A 26,532-nucleotide genomic window follows, 5' to 3' on the forward strand; every position below is an offset into this window, starting at 1 on the left:
CTCCTTCGGGGTTTTCAGGAATGGGGCGGGCCTGCAGAACGCATCACACTCGCGCCTGGGCCCGACCTCGGCGCCGATTGTGGAAACGCCTGGCCTACAACCCACTATCGCAACCACACCAAAACAGTGACTTCAGAACACCACCCGCGCGTAAACCCTGAGACAGGGACTTGCCCATGAACCCGCTGCCGCAGCGCACCAGCTCTGCCGCCTGGGTGCGCGGTATTGCCGAGCTGTTTGCGGCCGAGGGCCTGCCAGTGCAGGCCCTGTGCGCGCAGGCCGACATCGATCTGGAGAGCCTGCAACACCCCCACACCCGCGTGGATGTGGACCGCGTCAGTCGCTTGTGGGAGGCCGCGGCCCAGCACTACGCCCGCCCAGGGCTGGGCCTGGACCGCCAACTGGCTGCGCGCTACGGCAAGCTGGACTTGGTGGGCCATGCACTCGCCTCGGGGCCGAATCTGCTCGAAGGCTTCAGACACCTGGACCGCCACATGGCGCTGATCTCGGACGCCACCACGTTCTCGATGGAGCGGGACCCGCGCGGCTACTGGTTGGTGCTCAACCACATCGGCGCCTCGCGCCCCATACCGCGGCAGCGGGTGGAGTTTGCGGTGCTCACCCTGCTGACGCTGTGCGACTGGCTCACCCGGCGCGACCTCACACCCTTGGCCGTGGAGCTGGTCACCCCAGCACCGGCCGACGACACGCGGCATCGCGCGGCATTCGGCGTGCCACCCCGCTTTGGCCAGCCGGTGAACCGCTTTCTGATGGCCGAAGCCGACCTGCTGCAACCCATCCCCACCCACAACCCCAGCCTGTGGGCGCTGCACGAACAACTAGTGGAGGCCGAGCTGGGGCAGTTAGGCCCGTTGGGCCAGTCGCTGGTCAGCGCCAAGGTGCGCACCGAGATATCTCGCATGCTGCACCTGGGCGAACCCCGCCGCGAGGACGTGGCGGCACGCCTGCACCTGACCGACCGCACCCTGCAGCGCCGGCTGCAGGCAGAGTCGGTGAGTTTTCAGCAACTGCTGGACGACACCCGCAGCGAGCTGGCCAGCCAGTATCTGGCCGACCCACGCCGCAGCCTGGCCGAGGTCGCCGACCAGCTGGGGTTCAGCGACCAGAGCAACCTCTTCAGGGCCTGCAAGCGCTGGTTCGGCATGCCACCAGGCCAGTACCGCCAGCAGCTGGTGCAGCCCGCACCCAGCGCAGCCTTCCTGGCAGCGGCAGCGTCGCTCTAACGGTTGCAGTGCTAGCCCTCCCCACCCTGCCATGGCCCTGTGGGCGCCGGGACATCCGGCCTGCGAGACAATCCAGCCCATGACCCTGACCGCCGACAGCGACGCCCGCACCGACCTCGGCCTCGCCTGGGACCACCGCTTTGCCGCGCTGGGCCCCGACTTTTTCACCGAACTGCGCCCCACCCCTCTGCCCACGCCCCATTGGGTAGGCACCAGCCCCGCCGTGGCGCAACTGCTGGGGCTGGATGAAGCCGCCCTGCGCAGCGACGAGGCACTGCAAGCCTTCACCGGTAACCGCCTGCTGGCAGGTTCCCGCCCCCTAGCAAGCGTGTACAGCGGGCACCAGTTTGGCGTCTGGGCCGGCCAGCTGGGCGATGGACGGGCCATCTTGCTCGGTGAGACAGCCTCGGGGTGGGAGGTCCAGCTCAAGGGTGCGGGACGCACGCCCTATTCACGCATGGGCGATGGCCGCGCGGTATTGCGCTCCAGCATCCGCGAGTTTTTGTGCAGCGAAGCCATGCACGGCCTGGGTGTGCCGACATCGCGCGCGTTGTGCATCACTGGCTCCCCAGGGCAAGTGCGCCGCGAGGAGATCGAGACCGCTGCTGTCGTCACCCGCGTGGCGCGCAGCTTTGTGCGCTTTGGCCACTTTGAACACTTTGCAGCCAACGGCCAGGAAGCCGCGCTGCAAACGCTTGCCGACTACGTCATCGACCGCTACTACCCCGAATGCCGGGACGGCACCGGCCTGGCAGGCAACCCCTACGCCGCCCTGCTGCAGGCGGTGAGCGAGCGCACCGCGCGCCTCATGGCGCAGTGGCAGGCCGTGGGCTTTTGCCACGGGGTGATGAACACCGACAACATGAGCATCCTGGGACTGACGATTGACTATGGGCCCTTTCAGTTTCTGGACGCTTTTGTGCCCGGCCACGTGTGCAACCACAGCGACTCGCAAGGCCGCTACGCCTACAACCGCCAGCCCAATGTGGCGTACTGGAACCTGTTTTGCCTGGCGCAGGCGCTGCTGCCCCTGATCGAGGACCAGGACCTGGCCAAGCAGGCGCTGGAGTCTTACAAGACGGTTTTCCCAGAAGCCTTCATGGCCCAAATGCGCGCCAAGCTGGGGTTGGTAGAGGCCAGCGATGGTGATGGCGCACTCATCGACGGCATCTTGCTGCTGCTGGCCCAGAACGGGGTGGACTACCCCATCTTCTGGCGTCGCCTGTCGCACGCCGTGGGCACCCAAGACATGGAGCCCGTACGCGACCTGTTTGCAGACCGCGCCGGCTGTGACCAATGGTTGCTACTATATTCAGAGCATTCGAGGCATATGGATGTAGCGCATCAAGCCGATTTGATGCTCAAAACCAATCCCAAGTTCGTGCTGCGCAACCACCTGGGCGAACAGGCCATCCGTGCGGCGAAACTTGGCGACTTTGGCGAACTCCAAACCCTGCAGCGGCTGCTGGAGCGCCCGTTTGCCGAGCACCCCGGGCACGACGCCTACGCCGCCTTCCCGCCCGACTGGGCGTCTTCCATCGAGATCAGCTGTTCATCATGACCCACCCTATCCAGAAGACAGATGCCGAATGGCAAGCCGTACTGCGCGAAAAAGGCGCCGAACCCGTGGCCTTCCAGGTCACGCGCCATGCCGCCACCGAGCGCCCCTTCACGGGCAAGTACGAAGCCCACTGGGCCGACGGCAGCTACCACTGCATCTGCTGCGGTGCCAAGCTGTTCGACTCGGTCACCAAGTTTGACGCGGGCTGCGGCTGGCCCAGCTTTTCCGAAGCCGTCCCCGGCGCCATCACCGAAATCGTGGACCGCAGCCATGGCATGGTCCGCACCGAAACGGTGTGTGCACAATGCGGGGCGCACCTGGGCCATGTGTTTGAAGATGGCCCAGCGCCTACCGGGCTGCGGTATTGCATGAACTCGGCATCGCTGGACTTCGAGTCCGGAGACCGCTGAAGCCCGGCATTTCTTGCTGATTCCATGAAAATTCTGATCGACTTCTTCCCCATACTGCTGTTCTTCGGGGCCTACAAGTTCTACGGCATCTACGTAGGCACCGCAGTGCTCATGGCGGCCACGGCCTTGCAGATGGCCATCATCTATGCCATCGACCGGCGCCTGCAGACCATGCACAAGGTCACCTTGGTGTTGATCCTGCTGTTCGGCACGCTCACGCTGGTGCTGCAGGACGACCGGTTCATCAAGTGGAAACCCACTGTGCTCTACGGTGCGATGTCGATGGCCCTGGCGGTGGCGCTGTGGGCGCTCAAGAAGAACTTTCTCAAGATGCTGTTGGGGAGCCAGCTGGACTTGCCCGACGCCGTCTGGCAGCGCCTGAACGTGGCCTGGATCGTCTATTGCGCGTTCATGTCGGCCATCAACGCCTACGTGGTGATGAACTTCAGCACCGAGGCCTGGGTGGACTTCAAGCTCTGGGGCTATGCGTTTCCGCTGGTCTTCCTGGTGGCTCAGGGCATCTACATCGCCCCCCACCTCAAGGGCGATGAGCCCACCACCTGAACACGCATAAAGCCCATGACCTCCATCGCAGACCAGATGCACCAGACACTGGCCGACCGCCTCACCCCCAGCCACCTGGAGGTGCTGGACGAAAGCGCGGCCCACGCAGGCCACGCAGGCGCCAACGGCACCGGATTTGGCACGCATTTTCGGGTGCGGATCGCGTCACCTTTCTTTACAGGACGCACCCGAGTGGCCCAACACCGCCTTGTGTATGATGCGCTGCAAGAATTTATTGACCAAGGCGTTCACGCCCTCGCCATTGAAGTTCTCTGAACCGGCCCCAGATCTATAGCTGCCGGATTTCAGCTGGCAAACAAACCCCTTATTTTTTTGGATTTCGCATGAAGAAACAGCTCCTGTCCGGCCTGGTGGCCGCTGCCGTGCTGGGCACGTTGGCCCTGCCCGTTTCCGCCCAGAATGTCGCCATCGTCAACGGCAAGGCGGTTCCCAAGGAACGTGTCGAAGCGCTCAAGCAGCAGGTGGAACGCTCGGGCCGCCCTGTGACGCCCGACATCGAAGGCCAGATCAAGGAAGAAGTCATCGCCCGTGAAATCTTCATGCAGGAAGCCCAAAAGCGCGGCCTGGAAACCTCGGCAGACTACAAATCCCAGCTGGAACTGGCCCGCCAGGCCATCCTGATCCGCGAACTGTTCGCCGATTTCCAGAAGACGAACCCCGTCACGGACGCTGAAATCCAGGCCGAATACGACAAGTTCGTGGCTGCCAACAGCGGCAAGGAATACAAGGCCCGCCATATCCTGGTGGAAAAGGAAGCCGACGCCAAGGCCATCATCGCGTCCATCAAGAAGGGCGCGAAGTTTGAAGATATCGCCAAGAAGCAGTCCAAGGACCCAGGCTCCGGCGCCAAAGGCGGCGACCTCGACTGGGCCAACCCATCGAGCTACGTGAGCGAATTCACCGAAGCGCTGGTCAAGCTCGAAAAGGGCAAGATGACCGAGACGCCCGTGAAGAGCCAGTTTGGCTGGCACATCATCCGCCTGGACGATGTGCGCCAGGCCGAGCTGCCCAAGCTCGAAGAGGTGAAGCCACAAGTCGCACAACAGCTGCAACAGCAAAAGCTGGCCAAGTTCCAGGAAGACCTGCGCGCCAAGGCCAAGGTGGAATAAGCCAACGGGCACTCAGCCGTTCTGGCAACAAAAAAACGCGACCTCGGTCGCGTTTTTTTATGGGCTCAGGCTGTGCCGCAATCCCACCTAATTCACGAGGCTCAAGTCCGCCCCATCACCCACACCACCGCCATCAGCAAGCCAATCATCACCGGCTGGTGGGCCATGTAGTAGCTCAGGCTCCACCGCCCCAGCGTTGCCAGCGGCGTGAGCCCGGCGGGTAGCCGCCATTGCAGCCAACCCTTGCGCGCTCGCACCGCCCATTGGCCTGCCGCGAGCCCCCACCAGAGCACACCGAGCCACGGCAACACGGGCACATAGTCTTCGGTGAACGGCTTGCGCGACACCAGCCCCAGCCAATTCAGTGCTCGCCCATTGAACCAAGGTGCGGCATCTGCCCATACCCCCGTCAGAAGCTGCTGCGCGGCCCACGGCAAGGCCACCGCAACCAATCCGGCCAGCCACAACCAGCGCCCCCAACCAGCGGTACAGCGAGCGATGAGCAACATCACCGCCATGCCGTGCAGCACACCAAAATAGATGAAGCTGGCTGGAAACATCACAAACGACCCGGCAGATACGAGCAATGCGCACCCGGCGATCTGCATCCACCGACGCCCAAACCTGCGCCAGCCCTGCCCCTGGTGCCAGGCGATGGCCTGCCCCAGCCCTGCACAGAACAGGAACAGGCTCACGATCATGGTGCGCTGCGTGGTCCAGAAAGGATCGACACGGAAATTCTGCGGCCACAGACCGAAGTGGCTCAGATCAAAACAGAAGTGGAACACCGTCATCCACACCATCGCTACGCCACGCAATGCATCGACGGCGTCGTAACGACGCATGGCAAGAGAGTCAGGCCCACGGGGCTGCGATGCGGAAGCCTCAGCGGCTTTGGAATGCACAGAAAGAGTCATGGGGGTAGCGGCAAGCACCTGTGCGCGGCAGGGTCAGGTGCAAATGAGCATCTAAGGGCGTTTGTGGGCGATGGAGCCAATGGTACGGAGATTCGGCCTGCCTTCCGACATACCCGCTGAACATGGCCTTGATCCGCCGCCAGTGAGCCTGTTTGTTGCGACGCGATGCCTCGAAGCGAGCAAGAAAAAAGGCCTTGCAGCATGTGCTGCAAGGCCTTCAAACATTGGTCGGAGCGGCGGGATTCGAACTCGCGACCCTCTGCTCCCAAAGCAGATGCGCTACCAGGCTGCGCTACGCTCCGACAGCTCGTATTCTAACCCGCCGAATTCCCCGTTTTGGATTCAACGCCTGCTTTTTTGATTTTTTTTAGCAAGTGGCAAGGCGAACAGATGACGGGGGAAAGGCCCAAAGGCTGCGACATGGCAAAAGACGAACCAGAAAAATCAAACACCTTCCCCGGTCTGCCACGGACCGGGAAAGAAACGATCAGCGGCTGGACGACGGGCCAGGGCCACGACCTGCCAGGTGGCGGAAGGTGATGCGGCCCTTGGTCAGGTCATAAGGAGACATTTCGAGCGACACCTTGTCACCCGCCAGGATGCGGATGTGGTGCTTGCGCATCTTGCCGCCGGTGTAGGCGATCAGTTGGTGACCGTTGTCCAGCGTGACGCGAAAGCGCGAGTCCGGCAAGACTTCCGTGACGGAGCCCTGCATTTCAATGAGTTCTTCTTTGGCCATGTGTTTCTCTATCTCTTCAAAGCAAATGTTCTGTGGTCGGCGCCTGAGCGGTTTTTTGCATTCACCACGGCAGCTGCAGCGTTGTCGAAACTCGACACACGGTGCATGGCGGGCGGTGGGAGTCGCTGCACCCAGGGCGCAGATCAGGCAGAGGGCCGGGAGACGGCGTCAATGAACAGGCGTCAGCGCTGCGCAAAGCCTGTCAATTGTACCGCGACAACCTGTAAGTTGCCTATGGCACGGCGGGGCCCCTCTGTGGCGTGGGCGCCGCGCCCATTCATCAGGACCTCAGCTGCCGCCCGCTATCGCGCCTGCACTGCGGAGGCCAACGTACGCACCAGGTCGGTCTGGGTGATGATGCCCACGAGGTGATCCACGTCATCCACGATGGGAATGTGGTGGTGGCCACCCTGCGAAAACAGGGGGACCAGATCCATCGCGTGCTGCCCTGCACGCGCCACCTGGACCGGGTGCGACATGATCTCGCCCACAGTCTGAGGCTGCCCGCCGCGCCCCATGACCAGCGTGCGCAGGCGCTGCCCCAACCCCTCGTGGGTGTCCAGATTCGCCAGCCGCATGAAGTCCGCCACCGTCACGATGCCGATGACGTGGCGCTGGGCATCCACCACGGGCAGTGCCTTGATCTGCTGCAGCCGCATCAGCGCCCACGCTTCTTTGAGCGACACGCCGGCCTCCACAGCGTACGGCGGGCTCGACATGATGTCCGCGCAGCGCAATTCCCCCAGCGTCCGCTGGAAAGCAGCACGACCCGCCAGGTGCAACAACCCTTCGAGGTCTGCACGGCTCACGTCGAGCACCTGGTTGTAATGGGCCAGCGCCGCATCCACGTCCGATGCAGTGAAGGCCCCCTGGCTTGCTGCCGCCTTCGGCGCGACGCGCTGGGGGTGTGGATAGCGGCGGCCCGTCAACCCGTTGTAGACCACGGCGGCAATCAACAGCAGCACCACGTTGAAGAGCACCGGAAACGCGGCCAGGTGCCAGCCATCGCCCGAGGTGAGCACCACGTACAAGGCCATGGCCCCGCCTGGCGGATGCAGACAACGCAAAGGCACCATGAGCGCAATCGCCAGCCCCACAGCCACCGCCCCCGCCAAGGCCTTGTCTGAAATCAACGCAGAACAGACCGCCCCGACCAGCGCCGACAACGTGCTGCCCCCCAAAACCGGCCAGGGCTGGGCCAGCGGGCTGGAAGGCATGCCGAACACCAGCACGGCACTGGCGCCCAGCGAAGCCACCATCCACGGGCCCGAGCCATTGCCCTGGGCCCACCAGCGACTGAGCCATGCTGTGAGCAGCACACCGATCACCGCGCCCACCACAAACCTCAGACGCTCCTTGCCATCAATCCCCAACGGAGCGGGCCAGAAATGACGCAGCCATTCGGTCAAGCGAGCCGCCCAAGATGGCCGGATTGGGGCGGAAGGAGACAGGTCGGAGGGAGAAGAAGGCATACAGAATAAAAATGCGGATGCAGCGGCAAGCTGCATCAACTCGGCACAGACTGCGGGATGGTGGGCTGCGGTGCAGTCCACAACGCTATCGCCCGGCCAGGCCGTCTGACCATATGCGACGGACTGGATGATCAAACCACGATTGTGCAGGCAGCGCCATGCTGCTGGGGCACGGGAGGTTTTCGGTGCGACAGGGAGTTGCCGTGGCCTGGTCGGTGTCGCGGCTGCGCGCCCTGCTGGAAACTACCTAGAACGCAAGCCCAAATCGACCACCCCAATCCAAAAACACGCTCTATACTGCACAAAAATTCAATACATGCATTTTAATTCATGTTTCAAATTTTCCGTTGGGCTGCAGTGACCATCCACATTGGCATCCATGCCGCACCGATCCGTCAGGCTTCTCAGCAGCGAAGACAAAAAAGCCGTGAAGCTCCCCCCGCTCTTGAAACCCGAAACGAGCGCTGGTACGGGTAACCCATAGGTATTCACCACCGAACGCTTGCAGTAAATTACTTTAAGCCTAAACAAAGGAGACAAGCCCCATGACCACCCGCCGCCTCGTCATCAGCCGCAGTGCCGCCCTCGTTGGCGCAGCATCCACGGGCCTGCTGCTGCCCTCCATCGTGCGTGCGCAAAGCGGCAAAGTGCGCGTGGGGTTCATGCTGCCCTACACCGGCACATTTGCCCAGCTGGGCGTGGCCATTGAAAACGGCGTGCGCCTGGCCATCGACCAGCAAGGCGGCAAGCTCGGCGGGCGCGAGATCGAATGGTTCAAGGTGGATGACGAGTCCGAGCCCAGCAAGGGCGTGGAAAACGCCAGCAAGCTGGTGCAGCGCGACAAGGTGGATGTGCTGATCGGTACCGTGCACTCGGGCGTGCAGATGGGTATCCAGAAGGTGGCGCGCGACACCGGCGTGCTCAACCTGATCCCCAACGCAGGCGTACACGCAGCCACCCGCGCGCTGTGTGCCCCCAACGTGTTCCGCACTTCGTTCAGCAATTCCCAGCCCACATTGGCGCTGGGCAAGGCCATGGTCGAAAAGGGCCACAAGAAGGCCGTGTGGATCACCTGGAAGTACGCGGCTGGCGATGAGGCCTTCGAGGGCTTCAAGGAAAGCTACACCAAGGCGGGTGGCACCATCGTCAAGGAACTGGGCCTGCCCTTCCCCAACGTCGAATTCCAGGCGCTGCTGACCGAGATTGCCGCGCTCAAGCCCGATGCCGTGGCCTGCTTCTTTGCCGGTGGCGGCGCGGCCAAGTTCATCAAGGACTACGCGGCCGCCGGCCTCAAGGACAAGATTCCGCTGTATGGCTCGGGCTTCCTGACCGAAGGCGTGCTGGACGCTGCGGGCCCAGCGGCCGACGGCATCATCACCACCATGCACTACAGCGACTCGCTCGACACACCGCGCAACAAGCAGTTCCGCCTGGAATACGCCAAGGCCTTCCGCAGCCAGCCCGATGTGTACGCCGTGCAAGGCTACGACACCGGCCTGCTGCTGGTGCAGGGCGCCAACGCGGTCAAGGGCGACCTGTCTGCCAAACCAGCCGTCATCAAGGCGATGGAAAGCGCCGTCATCGACAGCCCACGCGGCAAGTGGACGATGAGCAAGTCCCACAACCCCGTGCAGGACATCTACCTGCGCCGGGTGGAGAACAAGGAAAACAAGGTGATCGGCGTGGCCGCCAAGGCACTGGCCGACAGCGGCGCCGGTTGCCGCATGGGCTAAGCCGTTCGGTCGGCCCATTTTCCGCCCCAACCGCCCGGCTTGCGTGCCGGGCTTCCTCCGCCGGCCTCGTTCTGCGCGGGTTGATTTTTTGCACTCCAAACCCAGCCCTCCATGGATTTCGCGACGTTCCTGATCCAGCTGCTCAACAGCGTGCAATACGGCCTGCTGCTGTTCATGCTGGCGGCCGGGCTCACGCTGATCTTCGGGATCATGGGCGTGGTGAACCTGGCGCACGGCAGCTTTTACATGCTGGGGGCTTACCTCGCATATTCGCTGTCGGGGCATTTCGGCAGCCTGGCACTCGCGATCGTAGGCGGCGCGCTGCTGTCGGTGGTCTTCGGGCTGGCGCTCGAATGGCTGCTGTTCCGCCACTTCTACCACCGCGACCATCTGGACCAGGTGCTGCTGACCTTCGGGCTGATTTACATCTTTGAAGAACTGCGCTCCATCCTGTGGGGCGACGATGTGCATGGCGTGCCCATCCCCAAGGTACTGGACTGGTCGATCCCGCTCACAGACACCCTCTCCTACCCGGTCTACCGGCTGTTCATCTCGGGCGTGTGCATTGCGCTGGCTGTGGCGCTGTACCTGCTGATCTCCAAGACCCGCCTGGGCATGAAGATCCGCGCTGGCGCATTCAACCGCGACATGGCCGAGTCCCTGGGCGTAAACATCAAGCTGATCCATGCCATCGTGTTTGCGCTCGGTGTGGGCCTGGCGGCGGTTGCGGGCATGGTGGCTGCACCCGTATCCAGCGTGTATCCCAACATGGGCTCATCGGTGCTCATCATGTGTTTTGTGGTGGTGGTGATCGGTGGCATCGGCTCGGTACGCGGTGCGCTCATTGCGGCGCTGCTGGTGGGCTTTGTCGATACGTTTGGCAAGGTGCTGCTGCCACAGGCAGCGGGCATGCTGGTCTATATGCTGATGGCGGCGGTGCTGCTGTGGAAACCTGAAGGCCTCTTCAAACAATGACTACCCCCACGCTCGGCACTTCGCACATGCCATACGCATCCCTGCCCGGCAGCCCCTCATGAGCACCCCTCGCGCCAATATCGAAGTGCTGCCACGCAGCGTGCAGTTCGCCCTGGCAATGGGGCTGGCTGCGCTGCTGCTGTTCCCCGTGGTGGGCAGCGACTTCTACGTACAAATGGTCACCCGCATGATGATCATGGCCATCTTTGCCATGAGCCTGGATCTGCTGCAGGGCGTGACCGGGCTGGTATCACTGGGCCACGCGGCGTACTTTGGTGTGGCGGGCTACGCCCTCGCCTTTCTCACCCCGGCGGACATGCCGGTCAGCCTGTGGTGGTCGCTGCCGCTGGCCGTAGCCGTGTCCGGCCTGGTGGCACTGGTGATCGGGTTCTTTGTGGTGCGCACCCACGGCATCTACTTCATCATGGTCACCATGGCCTTTGCGCAGATGGTGTTCTACCTGTTCTTCGACAACAAGGTGCTGGGGGGATCGGACGGCCTGTACATCAACTTCCGGCCTGATGCGGCGCTGTTCGGCTGGCTGCCGTTCGATCTGGAGGGCCGCAAGACCTTCTACTACTTCACACTGGCGCTGGTGGTGCTGGTGTATGTGCTGCTGCGCCGCCTGCTGTGGAGCCCACTCGGCCGCGCGCTGGCAGGCATCCGCATCAACGAGCACCGCATGCGCGCCATGGGCTTTGGCACGCGGGGCTACAAGCTCACCGCCTTCACCATTGCCGGGGCGCTGGCGGGCCTGGCGGGGTACCTGTGGGGCGCGCAGACCGGCTATGTGAATCCTGAACTCATGGGCTTTCACATGAGCGCCCACGCCATCATGATGGTCATCCTGGGCGGCATGGGCAACTTTGCAGGCGCCATCGTGGGTGCGTTTGCGTTCGAGTACCTGCTGCACGTGTTCAAGGACATCAGCAAACACTGGCAACTGCTGATGGGCGGCTTCATCGTGCTGGTGGTGGTCGCAGCACCGCGCGGGCTGCTGGGCATGTTTGCGCAGCGGGGCGCAGCCAAGGCCTCGGAGGGATCGCACCATGGCTGAAGTCCTGTTGTCTGCACAGAAGGTCACCAAGCGCTTTGGCGGCCTGGCCGCCGTCAATGGTGTCTCGGTAGACCTGTGGCGGGGCAAGATCCACGCGGTGATCGGCCCCAACGGCGCGGGCAAGTCCACGCTGACCAACCTGCTTTCGGGCGACCTGCCCCCCACCTCGGGCCAAGTGCTGCTGGGCGGCACCAATGTGACCGGCTGGGCGCCTGAACGCATCTCACGCCAGGGCCTGGGCCGCAGCTACCAGAAGACCAACATCTTCCTGCCGCTCACCGTGCACGAAAACGTGCGCCTGGCCGCCCAGTCGCGCGATGCGCAGCAACCCTGGAACCCCTTGCGCTGGTGGCAGGACACCCGCTCGGACACTATCAAAAACAGAGCAACCAGCGCACGTCTTGAAAGCGCTATCGAGCTGTCAGGCCTCAAAGACCGGCGCATGGCCATCGCGGGAGCCATGAGCCACGGCGAGCAGCGCCAGCTCGAAATTGCCATGACCCTGGCCACCGAGCCGCAGGTGCTGCTGCTCGACGAGCCCCTGGCTGGCATGGGCGTGGCCGAGGCAGAACGCATGGTGGAGCTGCTGCAGCGCCTCAAGCCCGCCCACGCCATGATGCTGGTCGAGCACGACATGGATGCGGTGTTTGCGCTGGCCGACCGTCTGACGGTGATGGTCAACGGCGAGGTGATTGCGCACGGCACACCGCCCGAGGTACGCGCCGATGCCACCGTGCAGGCCGCCTACCTGGGAGAGGACCACTGACATGACCACTCCATGGATCGATGCCAAGGGCATCCACACCTTCTACGGCAGCAGCCACATCCTGCACGGCATTGATTTCACCGTGGGCCAGGGCGAGACCATCGGCCTCATGGGCCGCAACGGTATGGGCAAGAGCACCCTGCTCAAGTCGCTGATGGGCCTGGTCAAGCCCCGCTCGGGCAGCGTGGCCGTGGCAGGCCGCGACATGACCGGCAAACCGCCCTACGAGGTGGCGCGTCTGGGCATCGCCTACGTGCCCGAGGGCCGGGGCATCTTCGGCAACCTGAGCGTGGTCGAGAACCTGCAGATGGCCGCCCGCGCAGGCACGCGCGGCCAGCGGGACTGGACCTACGAGCGCGTGCTGGAGACATTTCCGCGCCTGAAGGAACGCCTGGGCCACGGCGGCCAGCAGCTCAGCGGCGGCGAGCAGCAGATGCTCACCATCGGCCGCGCGCTGATGACCAACCCCGACGTGCTCATCCTCGACGAAGCCACTGAAGGCCTGGCACCGCTGATCGCACGCGAGATCTGGCGTATCTGCAGCCTCATCAAGGACAGCGGCATCAGCAGCGTGATCGTGGACAAGAACTGGAAGCACGTCACGCAGATCACCGACCGCAACGTCATCCTGGTCAAGGGCCAGGTGGTGTTTGACGGCAGCTCGGACGCCTTGCATGCGCAGCCCCTGCTGCTGGAGCAGTACCTCGGGGTATGACCCCGTGCGGGCGATAGCGCCCCGCCGATAGAATCGTCCGCTTTCGTCTTTGAGGGGTTCGCCCGTGTCTGATCGCCTGGCAGTTCTGCCGCAATACCTCCTGCCCAAGCAGGCACTGACCACCCTGGCTGGCAAGTTTGCATCGGCCCGGCTGGGCGGCCTCACCACCTCGGTGATCCGCTGGTTTGTGGGCCGCTACAACGTCAACATGGCCGAGGCGGCCAACCCCGACATCGCCAGCTACACCTCGTTCAACGACTTCTTCACGCGGGCGCTCAAGCCCGGCGCCCGCCCACTGGCCCAAGCCGATTTGATTTGCCCCGTGGATGGCGCCATCAGCCAGTTCGGCCCCATCGCCAAGGACCAGGTCTTTCAGGCCAAGGGGCACACCTACTCCACCACCGCCCTCGTGGGTGGCGACGCCGCTGCTGCGGCACGTTTTGACAACGGCCACTTCGCCACGCTGTACCTGAGCCCACGCGACTACCACCGCATCCACATGCCGTGCGCGGGCGAGCTGACGCGCATGGTGCATGTGCCGGGCGACCTGTTTTCGGTGAACCCCACCACTGCACGCGGCGTGCCCGGCCTGTTTGCGCGCAACGAACGCGTGGTGTGCTTTTTTGAATCGGCCCACGGCCCGTTTGTGCTGGTACTGGTGGGTGCGACCATTGTGGGCAGCATGGCCACCGTGTGGCACGGGCAGGTGAACCCGCCGCGCACCGGTGTGCTGCGGCAGTGGGACTACGCGAAGGGCCAGGTAAGTCTGCAGCAGGGTGAAGAAATGGGCCGCTTCCTGCTCGGCTCCACCGTGGTGATGCTGTTCCCACAAGGGCCGCTGCAATTCAACCCGCAGTGGTCACCCACGCGCCCCATCCAGCTGGGTGAAGCCATGGCACAGCGCTCTGGGGGCTGACCTTCAGCCCCTTGGCCGACGCGACGCGCTTACGAACCGTCGGCGTCGGGCGTGCGCGTGAGCCGGAAGGCGGTGGGCGCGAGGTGCAGCGCTTCAGGGTACACAGGGGATTCATGCCCCACCAGATACACCATAAGAGCGTGGCGGCGCACCACCACGTGGCTCACGGTTTCGCGCTGGTGGTTCCATTGCACGAAGGTGCCTGGCTTGAACAAAGGCATGTAGTAGTACGCGGTGGGGTCCATGGGGTGCGGCTCCTCCCGCGATGACGGGCCCCTGCGTGGATGTGGGGTGGGCCCGGGCGGCGGTCCATGGCGGACCGACCAGCCCATACTAGCACCGATACTTCCCGCCCTGGGGCGTAAGCCTCACGCCGATTGCGCTGCCGCAAAGGCCAGCGCGGCCTCCAACATACTACGCAGGTGGGGTTGCACGCCCGCAGCCACCTCGGGCAGGTAGTCAAACGGCAGGGCCTCCTGCATGTAGCTGCACTGCGTCATTTCCAGCTGCACCGCGTGAATGTTCTGCGCGGGCTGCCCGTAGTGGCGCGTGATGTGCCCACCCTTGAAGCGGCCATTGAGCACGGCGGTGTAGCCCTGGGCCTCTTTGGCGATGGACAGCAGTTCCTGCGCCAGCGCCGGGTCGCAGCTTTCACCGTTGGCCGTGCCCAGGTTCAGGTCGGGCAGCTTGCCTTCAAAAAAGCGCGGCAGCACCGAGCGGATGGAGTGGGCGTCCCACAGCACCGCCACACCGTGTTGCGCTCGGATACGGTCCAGCTCGGCACGCAGTTGCGCGTGGTATGGCGCCCAGACAGCCTCACGGCGCGCAGCGATCTCTGCGTCATCGGGCACATCGCCTGCTGCGTAGATGGGCGTGTCGTCGAACGTATCGACCGGGCAGAGGCCGGTCACGCTCTGCCCCGGGTACAAGCTGGCGCCATCGGGCGGACGGTTCAGGTCGACCACATAGCGCGAGTGCGTGGCCACGAGGATGGAGGCCCCCATTTCTTTGGCAAACGCATAGAGGCGCTCCATGTGCCAGTCGGTATCGGGCACCTGGCGGGCCTCATCCGTGAAGCGCGCGGCCAGCGCGGGCGGCACGTAGGTGCCTGCATGGGGCATGGACACCAGCAGCGGCGCAGTGCCGGGGTAAAAGACAAAAGGAGGTGGAGAGGTATCGGTCATCACAAGCTCACGGGTATGAATTCAATCGGACGCTTCAGTCGGGTGCAATGGTGGCCGAGCGCGCCGCCACAAACGCATGGGCCGCCGCATCGTGCAGCGTGTGCCGGCCACACGCAATGCGCTGCTGGCCCGCCACCCACACGCTGTCGATGGCCGATGTGCGGTGGCTGCCAAATACATGGGCCGACAACATGCTGTGTGCGGACAAATCGCGCAGCGCCACATGCTGCGCATCCAGCGCCACCAGGTCGGCCTGCTCACCCACGGCCAGACCGCCAATGGCGCGGCCGGCGGCCTGCGCCCCGCCCTGCACGGCCTGCAAGGTCATGGCCGTGGCCACCTCGGGTTGCGCGGCGGTGGCCAGCACATTGCGCTGGCGCAGCGAAAGGCGCTGGCCGTATTCGAGCATCAGCAGTTCCTCGGCCGCATTCACGCAGGCATGGCTGTCCGAGCCCACCCCCCAGCGCCCACCGTGCTGCAGCCACATCGGCATGTCGAAGATGCCGTCGCCCAGATTGGCCTCGGTGGTGGGGCAGATGCCCGCCACGGCGCCCGTTCGCGCTGCGTCCTGGTACTCCTGCGGGGTCATGTGCGTGGCATGCACCAGGCACCAGCGCTCGTCCACGGGTGCGTGCTCCAGCAGCCACTGCACCGGGCGCTGACCGCTCCAGGCCACGCAGTCATCCACCTCCTGCGTCTGCTCGGCAATATGGATGTGGATGGGCGCCTGCGCATTGAGCGCCGTGAGGCCCTGCACGGCAGCCGCCAGACTGTCGGGCGGCACTGCACGCAACGAATGCGGTGCCAGGCCCAAAACGGCCCCTTGCGCTTGTGCCGCGGGCGCAAGGCGCTCCAATAAGGAGAGCATGTTGTCCGTGCTGCGGATGAAGCGTGCCTGGTCCGCGCGCGGTGGCTTGGCGCCAAAGCCGCTCGTCTGATACAGCACCGGTAGCAGCGTGATGCCAATGCCCGCGCGCTGCGCGGCACGCAGCAGTGCCAGCGACAGCGTGGCGTCATCGGCATAGGGCGTGCCGCCCTGGTCGTGGTGCACGTAGTGGAATTCGCACACGCTGGTGTAGCCCGCCTCCAGCATCTCCACATACAGCCAGGTCGCAATGGCCTCCAGCGATTCGGGCGTGATGCGCGCCGCAAAGCGGTACATCAGGTTGCGCCAGCTCCAAAAGCTGTCCTGGCTTTCCCCCCGGTACTCGGTCAGGCCCGCAAACGCGCGCTGGAAGGCGTGCGAGTGCAGGTTGGGCATGCCGGGCAGCAAGGGGCCCGGGGCTACGGCGGCACCGGCGGGCTGCGCGTCGGGCGTGACGGCAGTGATGCGCCCTGCCCCATCCCAGGTGATCAGCACATTGCGCGCCCAGCCCGTGGGCAGCAAGGCATCGGTGGCGAACAGCTGTTGCGTCATGGCATGACTCCGTGAATGCGCCCTTGCCGCACGATGGTGCAGGTGGGCTTCTGGCCCAGCCAGTAGGCCAGTTCTGCCGCCTCGCCCACGGGCCACAGCACAAAGTTGGCGGGCCTGCCGGATGCGAGAAGGCCGTGGGTGTCTTGCAGGCCCAGCGCGCGCGCGGCGTGGGTGGTGATGCCTGCGAGCGCCTCGGGCACCGTCAGGCGGAACAGCGTGCAGGCCATGTTGGCCATGAGCAGCAGGCTGAGCGCGGGCGACGTGCCGGGGTTGTGGTCGGTGGAGACGGCCATGGGCACACCGGCCTCGCGCAACTGCGCAATGGGGGGCAGGTGCGTGTCACGCAGCGTGTAGTAGGCGCCGGGCAGGAGCACGGCCACGGTGCCAGCAGCCTTCATGGCAGCGATGCCGTCGGCCGACAGGTGCTCAATGTGGTCGCACGACAGCGCACCGTAGCGCGCGGCCAGCGCCGAGCCCCCCATGTCGGACAGTTGCTCCGCATGCAGCTTGACAGGGATGCCGAGCTTGCGCGCGGCCTGGAAGACCTGCTCGGTCTCCGCCAGCGTGAAGGCGATGCGTTCGCAGAACACATCCACCGCATCGATAAGACCTTCGGCCGCCAGCGCAGGCAGCATCTCGTTGCAAATAAGGTCGGTGTAGTCCTGGCTACCTCCAGGTTTTCCAGCGTATTCGGGCGGCAGCGCATGCGCGCCGAGGAAGGTGGTGCGCACCGTCACGCCAAAGGCCTCGCCCAGACGGCGGGCCACGCGTAGTTGCTTGCGTTCGTGCTCCAGCGCCAGGCCGTAGCCGGACTTGATCTCAATCGCGCACACGCCTTCGGCCAGCAGCGCCTGCAGGCGCGGCGCAGCCAGGGCAAAGAGCTCGTCTTCGCCGGCCTCGCGCGTGGCGCGCACCGACGACACAATGCCCCCGCCCGCCTTTGCAACCTCTTCATACGTGGCGCCTGCGAGCCGCATCGCAAACTCGTTGGCGCGCTGCCCGCCGTACACCAGGTGGGTATGGCAATCGACCAGACCGGGGGTGGTGACGGCGCCCCTGCCGTCAATGCGAGGCAAGGCCGCAAAGGCTGCTGGCACCTGGGCCTGCGGGCCCACCCACTGCACGAAGCCGCCCTGCACCACCACACAGGCCAGCGCGCCCTCGGGCACCGGCACATCCGCCGACCACAACGCGGCCACGGGCCGCAGGTGGGTCCACACGCCATCGGCACTGGGGGCAGAAGATATTGGCGGGACCGCGCTCTGCTGGTTGCTACCTGCTGCTGTGTTCATGGATTGATTTGCTATCTTTTATATAGCTACTTGCGCATATTCCACTAGCGCTTGCAGCCCGTTTGATTCAAATTATGGTGCGAAGCCCCTGTGCAAGGCCACCCAGGCCAGCACCGGTGCATCGTCGGCAGACATGGCGTCTTCGGCGCCGCGCATGGGGGTGATCGATGGCGCTGCTTCGCCCCTTTCGTTCACCCACCACAGGCCCTGCCCCGCGGCCAACATCCGCGCCGGGTGGGTATCACTGCCCTCGCATCGCCAGGTGCCCTGCAGCACCATGCACAGGCCTGCGGCAGGTCCCTCCACGGGCGGCAACGCATCGCGCAGCACCTGCAGGCTCCCGGTCCACTCACCCCGGCGTAGCATCAGGTTGAAGTCGGTGGAAACACCGCCGAGCATGCGGCAGTCCACCGGCTCTTCGCCGGAGAACGAAAACGGCTCCCAGCGCTGCGTCAGCGCGTGCTGCCATTGTCCCGCTGCGGCTTGCAGCCGTACGCCATCCCCCTCCAGCAGCATGATCTGCCGGTCCACCCCCGGGAAGGCCGAGAACGGCCCAGGGTGCGCAATGGTGGCCACGCTCACGCGCCACGCAAAGCTGTCCATGCCCGCGCCGGGCGGCCAGCACGCCAGTTCGCGCGTGCTGCCGCCGCCGTTTTTCCAGGGCACCGAGGGTGTGGCGGCCAGGTCCAGAAACTGCATCACGCCCGTTCTCCCTGTGGCACGTCGTTGCCATCCACCAGCAGAGGGAACAGCGGGTGATCCATCTCAGCCCCGGCGGGCAGCTCATCGGCCAGGCCGGGGAACTCGGGCGAGGTCTTCCAGGGCCGGGGCGCATGGCGCGTGTCGTCGCCCAGAAAGCGAACCGAGAACACCCGGCGGCGATGGGGCCCTTCCACACCACCGGCCGCATGCAGCGTGAGCATGTGGAAACACACCACGTCACCGGGCTCGATCTCCCAGCCCACGATGGGGAAGGCATCGCGGTCGGCCTCCACGTTGGGCAGGTCCTGCAGGCTGCCTTCGGGGAACCACTTGGCCTGGTTGTCCATGAAGGTGCGCGGCATGAGCCACGGGCCCTTGTGCGAGCCCGCCACAAACTCCAGCGTGGCCGCGCGGGATACCGGGTCCACCGGTATCCACATGCTCACGTTCTGCATGCCGTCGATGTTGTAGTAGGGCTGGTCCTGGTGCCAGGGCGTCTTCTGGCGCGTGCCCGGCTCTTTGACCAGCACATGGTCGTGGTACAGCCGCACGGTGCGGGACTGCATCAGGCGCTGCGCGGCCAGGGCCAGCGGGGTGTCGCGCACAAAGCGGCCAAACTGCGGGATGTCCTGCCAGTTGCAGAAGTCCTCGAAGAATCGGCCCGGGTCATCCGGCCGGCTGGCCACCTTGGCGCGCGGGCTGGGCGCGGCCAGGTTGGCGTCTATGCCGTCGCGCAGCAGAGCGACTTCATCGGGCGTGAGCAGCTGCTTGATGCAGATGGCGCCGTCGCGGGCGAAGTCGGCGACTTGCGCGTCGCTCAGTCGCTCATGCAGGCGTTGGGCAAAGCTGGCCATTCACTTCACCATCGGCAGCTTCAGCCCTTGCTTCTTGGCCGTTTCCACGGCCAGCTCGTAACCTGCATCGGCATGGCGCATCACGCCGCTGCCGCAGTCGTTGACCAGCACATTGGCCAGCCGTGCAGCTGCCGCATCCGTGCCGTCGGCCACGATGACCATGCCCGAGTGCTGCGAGTAGCCCATGCCCACGCCGCCGCCGTGGTGCAGGCTGACCCAGGTGGCGCCGCCCGAGGTGTTGAGCAGCGCGTTGAGCAGCGGCCAGTCGCTCACGGCGTCAGTTCCGTCCTTCATGCCTTCGGTCTCCCGGTTGGGGCTGGCCACGCTGCCGGTGTCCAGGTGGTCGCGGCCGATCACGATGGGGGCCTTGAGCTCGCCGTTCTTCACCATCTCGTTGAAGGCCAGGCCCGCGATGTGGCGCTCGCCCAGGCCCAACCAGCAGATGCGTGCGGGCAGACCCTGAAAGGCGATGCGCTCGCCCGCCATGTCGAGCCAGCGGTGCACGTGTTTGTTCTCGGGGAACAGCTCCTTGATCTTGGCGTCGGTCTTGCGGATGTCTTCCGGGTCGCCCGACAGAGCCACCCAGCGGAATGGCCCCTTGCCTTCGCAGAACAGTGGGCGGATGTAGGCGGGCACAAAACCGGGGAAGTCGAACGCGTCCTTCACGCCTTCGTCAAACGCCACCTGGCGGATGTTGTTGCCGTAGTCCACCACCGGGATGCCCATGTGCTGGAAGTCGAGCATGGCTTGCACATGCGCCGCACACGACCTGGCCGCCGCCTTCTTCAGCACCTCATGCTGCGTCACATCCTGCTGCGCGGCGCGCCACTGCGCCACCGTCCAGCCTGCGGGCAGGTAGCCGTTGACCAGGTCGTGGGCCGAGGTCTGGTCGGTGACGAGGTCGGGCTTCAAGCCACCGGCCTTGGCGCGGCGCACCAGCTCGGGCAGGATTTCTGCGGCGTTACCCAGCAGCGCAATCGACACAGCCTCTTTGGCTGCGGTGTGCTGCTGGATCAACTCAAACGCGTGGTCAATGTCACGCGCCTGCTTGTCCACGTAGCGCGTGCGCAAGCGGAAGTCAATGCTGCTTTGCTGGCATTCAATGTTGAGCGACACCGCGCCCGCAAAGGTGGCGGCCAGCGGCTGAGCGCCGCCCATGCCGCCCAGGCCTGCCGTCAGGATCCAGCGCCCTTCGAGCGATCCGCCGAAGTGCTTGCGGCCTGCCTCGGCAAAGGTCTCGTACGTGCCTTGCACGATGCCTTGCGTGCCGATGTAGATCCAGCTGCCCGCCGTCATCTGGCCGTACATGAACAGGCCCTTCTGGTCCAGCTCGCTGAAGTGTTCCCAGTTGGCCCACTTGGGCACCAGGTTGGAGTTGGCCAGCAGCACGCGGGGTGCGTTGGCGTGGGTCTTGAAAACGCCCACGGGCTTGCCGGACTGGATGAGCAGGGTCTCGTCGTCGTTCAGGTCTTTGAGCGAGGCAAGGATCTGGTCAAAACACTCCCAGTTGCGCGCCGCGCGGCCGATGCCGCCGTACACCACCAGGTCTTGCGGGCGCTCGGCCACCTCGGGGTCGAGGTTGTTCTGGATCATGCGGTAGGCCGCTTCGGTGAGCCAGCTCTTGCAGGTGAGCTGGCTGCCGCGTGGCGCACGGATCACGCGGCTGGCGTCGTGGCGGGGGTCAGCGTTGGAGGCGGCGGCGATGATGGCGTCGTTGGCGTTCATGGTGGGCTCCTGTGAATCAGTGGGTGTGCGTGGAAAAAATCAGGCGAAGCTGGGCAGGCATTGCGTGAGCGCTGCGGGCCATGTGGACTGCTGGGCCCAGGCGCGCATGGCTTCGATGTCGGGGGCGAGGTAGCGGTCCTGCTCCAGGTAGGCCACGCGCTCGCGGATGGCGGCGAATTGCGCTTCGATGAGCGGCGAGGATTTAAGGCTGCGGTCGAACTCCATGCCCTGCGCGGCCGCCATGGCCTCGATGCCGACCATCACGGCCGCATTGCGCACCATGTCGCCCAGGCGCCGCGCGCCGTAGGTGGCCATGGAGACATGGTCTTCCTGGTTGGCCGATGTGGGCAGGCTGGTCACGCTGCTGGGGTTGGCCAGGCATTGGTTCTCTGCGGCCAATGCTGCGGCGGTGACCTGGGCGATCATGAAGCCGGAGTTCACACCGCTGTCTCGGATCAAGAACGCGGGCAGGCCCGAGAGGCCTGGGTCCAGCAGCAGCGACAGGCGGCGTTCAGAAATGGCACCGATCTCGGCCACGGCCAGCGCGATGATGTCGGCCACAAAGGCCACGGGCTCGGCGTGGAAGTTGCCGCCGGAGATCACATCGCCGTTGTCAAAGACCAGAGGGTTGTCGGACGCCGCATTCGCCTCGATGGTCAGCACGCGCGCAGCGTGGTGCAGGTTGTCCAGGCACGCGCCCATCACCTGTGGCACGCAGCGGATGGAATACGGGTCTTGCACGCGGCCACAGTTGGGGTGCGAGGGGTCGATGGCGCTGCCGTCCAGCAGCGCACGCACGGCGGCGGCCACTGCGATCTGCCCGGCCTGGCCGCGCGCCTCATGGATGCGCGCGTCAAACGGCTTGACCGAGCCCTTGATGGCTTCAAGCGACAGGCAGCCGGCAACCAGCGCGGCAGCAAACACGCTCTCGGCGCCGAACAACCCGGCCAGCGCCAGCGCGGTGGACACCTGTGTGCCGTTGAGCAGCGCCAGCCCTTCCTTGGGGCCCAGCACAAACGGTTGCAGGCCGATGGAACGCATGGCCTCGGCACCCGGCACCACCTTGCCGTCCACCTTCGCCTGCCCTTCGCCGATCAGCACGCAGGCCATGTGCGCCAGCGGCGCCAGGTCGCCGGATGCCCCCACCGAGCCCTTGGCCGGGATCACCGGCAGCACGTTGGCGTTGGCCAGGGCCAGCAGCGCATCCACCAGCTCGGGCCGCACGCCCGAGTGGCCGCGCGCCAGGCTCACGGCCTTGGTCGCGAGGATGAGGCGCACCACGTCATCAGGCAGCGGGTCGCCCGTGCCCACGCTGTGCGACAGCACCAGGTTGCGCTGCAGTTCAGCCAGGCGGTCGTGCGCAATCTTGGTGCTGGCCAGCTTGCCGAAGCCGGTGTTGATGCCATAGACCACCTGGTCTTCATCCACGATGCGCTGCACCGTGGCCAGGGACTGCTGCAAACCCGCGCGTGCCGACGCATCGAGCACCAGTTGCACGGGGCCAGCGTGGATGCGGCGCAGCTCGGCCAGCGTGACGCGGCCGGGGTGCAGGGTGATGGGAGATGCGTTCTGTGTCATGGCGTTGATCCTGTATATACAAGTAGGTACAAGCGAAAAAATCTTGCGTTTCTGGCAAAATCTTTCAACCGGCGACGGGGTTGCCGTCGGCTCGGAAGCGGCTGCCCAGGCGGTAGCGGGTGGCGGGGTGCAGGCAGCGCACCACGGTAATCGGCACGCCGCGCGACCAGGTGCGGCGGGTGAGCAACAGGCAGGGCTCCTGCGGAGACATCTCCAGCAGCGCGGCCTGCTCGGCGGTGGGCATGACGGCATCGACCACATGCTCTATCTGGTCGAAAGGCACGTTGCGCACCAGGTATTCGGAAGGTTGCAGTTGCGTGAAGTCCTGCGCGGCGAACTGGGGCACCTGGCGTGGGTTGACGTGGCGGTCTTCCAACTGCACGGGCAGGCCGTCCTCGCGGTGGATGCACAGCGAGTGGAACACCGACTCGCCCGTGCGCAGGTCCAGCGCGGCCGCCACTTCCAGCGTGGCAGAGGTGCGCTCCACCGTCAGCACGTCGCAGCGGTAGTCGTGCCCGCGCTGGCGGATTTCGCTCGCCAGGTTGGCAATCTGCAGCAGCGTGGACTGGGGCTTGTCTTCGGCCACAAAGCTGCCCACACCGGCCACGCGCACGATGCGGCCCTGCTCCACCAGTTCGCGCAACGCGCGGTTCACCGTCATGCGCGAGATGCCGAACTGGGTGACCAGCTCGTTCTCGGACGGCAGGCGGTCGCCCGCGCGCCAGATGCCTTCCTGAATCTTGCGAGAGATGTGGTCCTTGACCTGCTCGTACAGCGCCATGGCCTGCGCAGGCGCAGCCACGGCGGCCACGGCCTTGGCAGGCGTGGCGCTGCGCGGTGCAGCGGCGGTGGTGCGGCGGGATGGACGGGCGCTCATGGGGGGTGCGGGGCTGTTGCGGGTTCAGATCAGTGCAGGTCCGCTGCCATGGATTCGGCGCGAATCTCTTCGGTGAGGCGCGCCTTGAGGTCCATGAACTCGGGGCTGGTCTTGATCGTGTAGTGGCGTGGGTGCGGCAAGTCCACCGCCAGCTCGGTCTTGATGCGGCCGGGCCGCGCGCTGAACACGGCCACGCGGTTAGCCATGAAGATGGCTTCGTCGATGTCATGGGTCACAAACAGCACCGTCTTGCGTTCGGCCTCCCAGATGCCCAGCAGCAGCTCTTGCATGAGCACGCGGGTCTGGTTGTCCAGCGCACCGAAGGGCTCGTCCATCAGCAAAATCTTGGGGTCGTTGGCCAGCGCGCGCGCAATGGCGGTGCGCTGCTGCATGCCGCCCGACAGCTGCTTGGGAAAGTGCTGCTCAAAGCCGCGCAGGCCCACCTTGGCGATGAAGTACGCGGCGCGCTCTTTTTGCTGCGCCTCGGGCATGCCCCGCTCGCGCAGGCCGAAGCGGATGTTCTGCTCGATGGTGAGCCAGGGGAACAGCGTGTAACTCTGGAACACCATGCCCCGGTCCGCGCCCGGGCCTTCGACCGGCACGCTGTCCAGCAGCACCCGGCCGCTGGTGGCATGGTCCAGGCCCGCGACGATGCGCAGCAGCGTGGACTTGCCGCAGCCCGAGGGGCCGAGGATGGTGACAAAGTCGTTGTCACGCACTTCAAAATCGACGGGGAGCAGGGCCTGCGTGCGCTGGCCCTTGTGCCCTTCAAAGGTGCGCGAGACGGCTTGGATGGATACGCTGCTCATCGCACAAAACTCCAGGCAAACAGACGGTGGTTGAGCGCCTTGAAGGCGAAGTCGGACACCAGCCCGATGAGGCCGATGATGATGATGCCGAAGATGATCTGGCCAGTGTTCAGCAGCGACTGGCTGTCGGTGATCATGTGGCCGATGCCGCTGGACGAGCCGATCAGTTCGGCCACGATCACATAGGTCCAGGCCCAGCCCAGCACCAGGCGCAGGGTCTCGGCGATCTCGGGCGCCGCGCCGGGGATCAGCACCCGCGTGACGATGCCCTTGTGGCCCGCGCCCAGCGTGTAGGCGGCCTCCACCAAGTCGCGCCGCGCACCACCCACGGTGACGGCCACCATCAGCGTGATCTGGAAGACCGAACCGATGAAGATGACGAGGATTTTCTGCGCCTCGCCAATGCCCGCCCACAGGATCAGCAGCGGAATGAAGGCCGACGCAGGCAGGTAGCGGCAGAACGAGATGAAGGGCTCGAAGAACGCCTCGACCCCCTTGTACGCGCCCATCGCAATGCCCAGCGGAACGGCAATGACCGCTGCCAGGATGAAGCCACCGACCACGCGCCAGATGGTCATGCCGATGTCTTTGATGAAGCCGTATTCGGTGAACAGCAGCCAGCCTTCTTTGACCATGGTGACGGGGCTGGCCAGGAAGGTGGGCGACACGAAGCCGCCCAGGGTAAAGAACGCCCACACCGCCACGAACAGGGCGAAAAAGGCCAGCCCCAGCATCCAGCGGGATCGGCTGCTCACGGGCTCCAGCGGGGCCAGGGAGCGCCGGCGCACGGTGGCCTTTGGCTCAGAAACGGACAGGGGTTGCACGGCGGACATGGAGCGCTCTTCTTCCGTCTGTTTACTTGATGAAGCTCGCGTCGAACGTCGCGTTCAGATCATCCGGCGCCTTGCGGATGATGCCCGCCTCCAACAGGATGGCCGTGGCGTCCTTCATGAAGGACTGCAGTTCGCCGGCAAAGAACTTCTGGTTTGCGGCCTTGTCCTGCCAGCGCAGGAAGGACGAGGACTTGGCAAACTGTTCGCCCGTCTGCTTGACGGCCGCGCCCATGATCTCGTTGGACTTGGTCGGGTCGGCCTTGATCATGTCCAGTGCTTGGAAGTACGAGTTGGCCAGCGCCTGTGCGGCCTTGCCATTCGCCTTGAGCCAGGTGGGGTCGCAACCCACGGTGTCCATCACCATGGGGTAGTCGAGTGTGGTGGCCAGAATCTTGCCGGCGCTGGGGTTCTCGCGCACGGTGGACAGGTAGGGTTCGTACGTCATGGCAGCGTCGTTCTGCCCCGCCACGAAGGCCTGTGCTGCGGCCTGGGGCGACAGCGTGGTGGTCTTCACGTCCTTGAGGCTCATGCCGTTCTTGCTCAGCATCCAGGCCAGGCCGAAGTACGGAGCGGTGCCGGGCGCATCCACTCCGATGGTCTTGCCCTTGAGGTCCGCAAAGCTCTTGATGTCGCCGCGCACTGCGATGCCGTCGGCGCCGTAGGACTTGTCCATCTGGAAGATCTGCACGATGGGCACGCCGTTGGCGTTCCAGGCGACGTGCGTCTCGACGGTGGTGGCGGCGCACTGGATGGACTTGGAGGCCAGGGCCAGATGGCGGTCCTTCTGCGGGATCATCTTGATCTCCACGTCCAGGCCGTTCTTCTTGAAGATGCCGGCCTTGTCGGCCAGCGTGAGCGGTGCAAAACCTGTCCAGCCGGACATGCCCAGCACAATCTTGGTGTCCTGCGCCTGGGCCGGTGCGGCCAGGCCAACTACGCATGCTGCAGCCGCTGCCAGCGACGTCCATTTCACAACCGATCGAGTCATCATCTGCTCCTGTTTGAAGAAAGTACCTTGGCCCTGCCCACCGGAACGCACCTGCGTACCGGAGGCCATGATGA

Annotated in this window: 27 protein-coding genes and 1 tRNA gene; 12 read left to right on the plus strand and 16 right to left on the minus strand. The window is 65.0% G+C overall.

The annotated features are described in order from the left end of the window. The first annotated feature begins 176 nt into the window (after positions 1-176). The 6 genes from ACOYR4_RS12670 to ACOYR4_RS12695 all read left to right on the plus strand — a co-directional run bounded on the left by ACOYR4_RS12670 (position 177) and on the right by ACOYR4_RS12695 (position 4,909). A complete protein-coding gene (locus ACOYR4_RS12670) occupies positions 177-1,244 on the plus strand; it encodes an AraC family transcriptional regulator (protein ID WP_422846837.1) in 1,068 nt (355 codons plus the stop codon). 79 nt (positions 1,245-1,323) lie between these two features. Beyond that, positions 1,324-2,805: a protein adenylyltransferase SelO gene (locus ACOYR4_RS12675; protein ID WP_422846838.1), complete on the plus strand. Its 1,482-nt coding sequence runs from the start codon at positions 1,324-1,326 to the stop codon at positions 2,803-2,805. Next, a complete protein-coding gene (gene msrB / locus ACOYR4_RS12680) occupies positions 2,802-3,215 on the plus strand; it encodes a peptide-methionine (R)-S-oxide reductase MsrB (protein WP_060987416.1) in 414 nt (137 codons plus the stop codon). Before ACOYR4_RS12675 ends, msrB begins: the two co-directional genes overlap by 4 nt. A 24-nt stretch (positions 3,216-3,239) precedes the next feature. Continuing rightward, complete coding sequence (locus ACOYR4_RS12685; RefSeq protein WP_422846839.1) at positions 3,240-3,779, plus strand: septation protein A; 540 nt, start codon at positions 3,240-3,242, stop codon at positions 3,777-3,779. Between the two features lie 15 nt (positions 3,780-3,794). Beyond that, positions 3,795-4,055, plus strand: a complete 261-nt coding sequence (locus tag ACOYR4_RS12690; protein WP_060987418.1) for a BolA family protein — start codon at positions 3,795-3,797, stop codon at positions 4,053-4,055. Between the two features lie 68 nt (positions 4,056-4,123). Beyond that, positions 4,124-4,909, plus strand: a complete 786-nt coding sequence (locus tag ACOYR4_RS12695) for a foldase protein PrsA (RefSeq protein ID WP_015014400.1) — start codon at positions 4,124-4,126, stop codon at positions 4,907-4,909. A 101-nt stretch (positions 4,910-5,010) separates the two neighbouring features. On the opposite strand, the gene ACOYR4_RS12700 is transcribed toward ACOYR4_RS12695, so the two are convergent. From ACOYR4_RS12700 to ACOYR4_RS12715, 4 genes are all read right to left on the minus strand, one after another. Beyond that, positions 5,011-5,754 carry a DUF1624 domain-containing protein gene (locus tag ACOYR4_RS12700; protein WP_015014401.1) on the minus strand — a complete coding sequence of 248 codons (744 nt, stop codon included), beginning with the start codon at positions 5,752-5,754 and terminating at the stop codon, positions 5,011-5,013. 297 nt (positions 5,755-6,051) lie between these two features. Further along, positions 6,052-6,128: transfer RNA gene (locus ACOYR4_RS12705), tRNA-Pro, on the minus strand. 185 nt (positions 6,129-6,313) lie between these two features. After that, positions 6,314-6,565: a translation initiation factor IF-1 gene (infA, locus tag ACOYR4_RS12710; RefSeq protein ID WP_015014402.1), complete on the minus strand. Its 252-nt coding sequence runs from the start codon at positions 6,563-6,565 to the stop codon at positions 6,314-6,316. Positions 6,566-6,867: 302 nt separating this feature from the next. Then, on the minus strand, positions 6,868-8,037 hold the full coding sequence (locus tag ACOYR4_RS12715) for an HPP family protein (RefSeq protein WP_422846840.1): 1,170 nt from the start codon (positions 8,035-8,037) through the stop codon (positions 6,868-6,870). Between the two features lie 545 nt (positions 8,038-8,582). On the opposite strand from ACOYR4_RS12715, the gene ACOYR4_RS12720 reads away from it, so the two are divergent. The 6 genes from ACOYR4_RS12720 to asd all read left to right on the plus strand — a co-directional run bounded on the left by ACOYR4_RS12720 (position 8,583) and on the right by asd (position 14,199). After that, on the plus strand, positions 8,583-9,770 hold the full coding sequence (locus ACOYR4_RS12720; RefSeq protein WP_015014404.1) for an ABC transporter substrate-binding protein: 1,188 nt from the start codon (positions 8,583-8,585) through the stop codon (positions 9,768-9,770). A gap of 111 nt (positions 9,771-9,881) precedes the next feature. Further along, entirely contained in the window at positions 9,882-10,745 is an 864-nt protein-coding gene (locus ACOYR4_RS12725) for a branched-chain amino acid ABC transporter permease (protein ID WP_015014405.1), read from the plus strand. A gap of 58 nt (positions 10,746-10,803) precedes the next feature. Continuing rightward, positions 10,804-11,802 (plus strand): branched-chain amino acid ABC transporter permease, encoded by a 999-nt coding sequence (locus ACOYR4_RS12730; RefSeq protein WP_422846841.1) that lies wholly within the window; start codon positions 10,804-10,806, stop codon positions 11,800-11,802. Then, positions 11,795-12,568 carry an ABC transporter ATP-binding protein gene (locus ACOYR4_RS12735; protein WP_056063566.1) on the plus strand — a complete coding sequence of 258 codons (774 nt, stop codon included), beginning with the start codon at positions 11,795-11,797 and terminating at the stop codon, positions 12,566-12,568. Before ACOYR4_RS12730 ends, ACOYR4_RS12735 begins: the two co-directional genes overlap by 8 nt. Before the next feature lies 1 nt (position 12,569). Then, positions 12,570-13,283 (plus strand): ABC transporter ATP-binding protein, encoded by a 714-nt coding sequence (locus tag ACOYR4_RS12740; RefSeq protein ID WP_015014408.1) that lies wholly within the window; start codon positions 12,570-12,572, stop codon positions 13,281-13,283. 64 nt (positions 13,284-13,347) lie between these two features. Then, entirely contained in the window at positions 13,348-14,199 is an 852-nt protein-coding gene (asd, locus tag ACOYR4_RS12745; RefSeq protein WP_015014409.1) for an archaetidylserine decarboxylase, read from the plus strand. 29 nt (positions 14,200-14,228) lie between these two features. On the opposite strand, the gene ACOYR4_RS12750 is transcribed toward asd, so the two are convergent. From ACOYR4_RS12750 to ACOYR4_RS12805, 12 genes are all read right to left on the minus strand, one after another. Continuing rightward, positions 14,229-14,444, minus strand: coding sequence for a hypothetical protein (locus tag ACOYR4_RS12750; RefSeq protein ID WP_015014410.1), 216 nt, complete (start codon positions 14,442-14,444; stop codon positions 14,229-14,231). Positions 14,445-14,567: 123 nt separating this feature from the next. Beyond that, positions 14,568-15,383, minus strand: a complete 816-nt coding sequence (hutG, locus tag ACOYR4_RS12755) for an N-formylglutamate deformylase (RefSeq protein WP_422846842.1) — start codon at positions 15,381-15,383, stop codon at positions 14,568-14,570. A gap of 34 nt (positions 15,384-15,417) precedes the next feature. Then, on the minus strand, positions 15,418-16,800 hold the full coding sequence (locus ACOYR4_RS12760; RefSeq protein ID WP_422846843.1) for a formimidoylglutamate deiminase: 1,383 nt from the start codon (positions 16,798-16,800) through the stop codon (positions 15,418-15,420). Beyond that, positions 16,797-18,092 carry an imidazolonepropionase gene (gene hutI, locus ACOYR4_RS12765; protein WP_422846844.1) on the minus strand — a complete coding sequence of 432 codons (1,296 nt, stop codon included), beginning with the start codon at positions 18,090-18,092 and terminating at the stop codon, positions 16,797-16,799. The genes ACOYR4_RS12760 and hutI overlap by 4 nt, the downstream gene beginning before the upstream one ends. Positions 18,093-18,164: 72 nt before the next feature. Next, positions 18,165-18,791, minus strand: a complete 627-nt coding sequence (locus ACOYR4_RS12770) for a HutD family protein (protein ID WP_209820314.1) — start codon at positions 18,789-18,791, stop codon at positions 18,165-18,167. Continuing rightward, positions 18,791-19,648, minus strand: a complete 858-nt coding sequence (locus tag ACOYR4_RS12775; protein WP_209820156.1) for a phytanoyl-CoA dioxygenase family protein — start codon at positions 19,646-19,648, stop codon at positions 18,791-18,793. Before ACOYR4_RS12775 ends, ACOYR4_RS12770 begins: the two co-directional genes overlap by 1 nt. After that, a complete protein-coding gene (gene hutU / locus ACOYR4_RS12780; protein ID WP_422846845.1) occupies positions 19,649-21,373 on the minus strand; it encodes a urocanate hydratase in 1,725 nt (574 codons plus the stop codon). A gap of 39 nt (positions 21,374-21,412) precedes the next feature. Beyond that, the gene (gene hutH / locus ACOYR4_RS12785) at positions 21,413-22,951 is read right to left on the minus strand and encodes a histidine ammonia-lyase (RefSeq protein ID WP_422846846.1); all 1,539 of its coding nucleotides are present in this window, start codon (positions 22,949-22,951) and stop codon (positions 21,413-21,415) included. A gap of 64 nt (positions 22,952-23,015) precedes the next feature. Beyond that, a complete protein-coding gene (hutC, locus tag ACOYR4_RS12790; RefSeq protein ID WP_291505708.1) occupies positions 23,016-23,828 on the minus strand; it encodes a histidine utilization repressor in 813 nt (270 codons plus the stop codon). 29 nt (positions 23,829-23,857) lie between these two features. After that, the gene (locus ACOYR4_RS12795; protein WP_422846847.1) at positions 23,858-24,637 is read right to left on the minus strand and encodes an ABC transporter ATP-binding protein; all 780 of its coding nucleotides are present in this window, start codon (positions 24,635-24,637) and stop codon (positions 23,858-23,860) included. Beyond that, positions 24,634-25,470 (minus strand): ABC transporter permease, encoded by an 837-nt coding sequence (locus ACOYR4_RS12800; RefSeq protein ID WP_060986336.1) that lies wholly within the window; start codon positions 25,468-25,470, stop codon positions 24,634-24,636. The genes ACOYR4_RS12795 and ACOYR4_RS12800 overlap by 4 nt, the downstream gene beginning before the upstream one ends. 22 nt (positions 25,471-25,492) lie before the next feature. Continuing rightward, positions 25,493-26,458: an ABC transporter substrate-binding protein gene (locus ACOYR4_RS12805; protein WP_422846848.1), complete on the minus strand. Its 966-nt coding sequence runs from the start codon at positions 26,456-26,458 to the stop codon at positions 25,493-25,495. Positions 26,459-26,532: the final 74 nt, after the last annotated feature.

Origin of the sequence: Acidovorax sp. M14 (assembly GCF_049331375.1) — a bacterium.
In the GTDB taxonomy this organism is placed as follows: Bacteria; Pseudomonadota; Gammaproteobacteria; order Burkholderiales; family Burkholderiaceae_C; genus Acidovorax.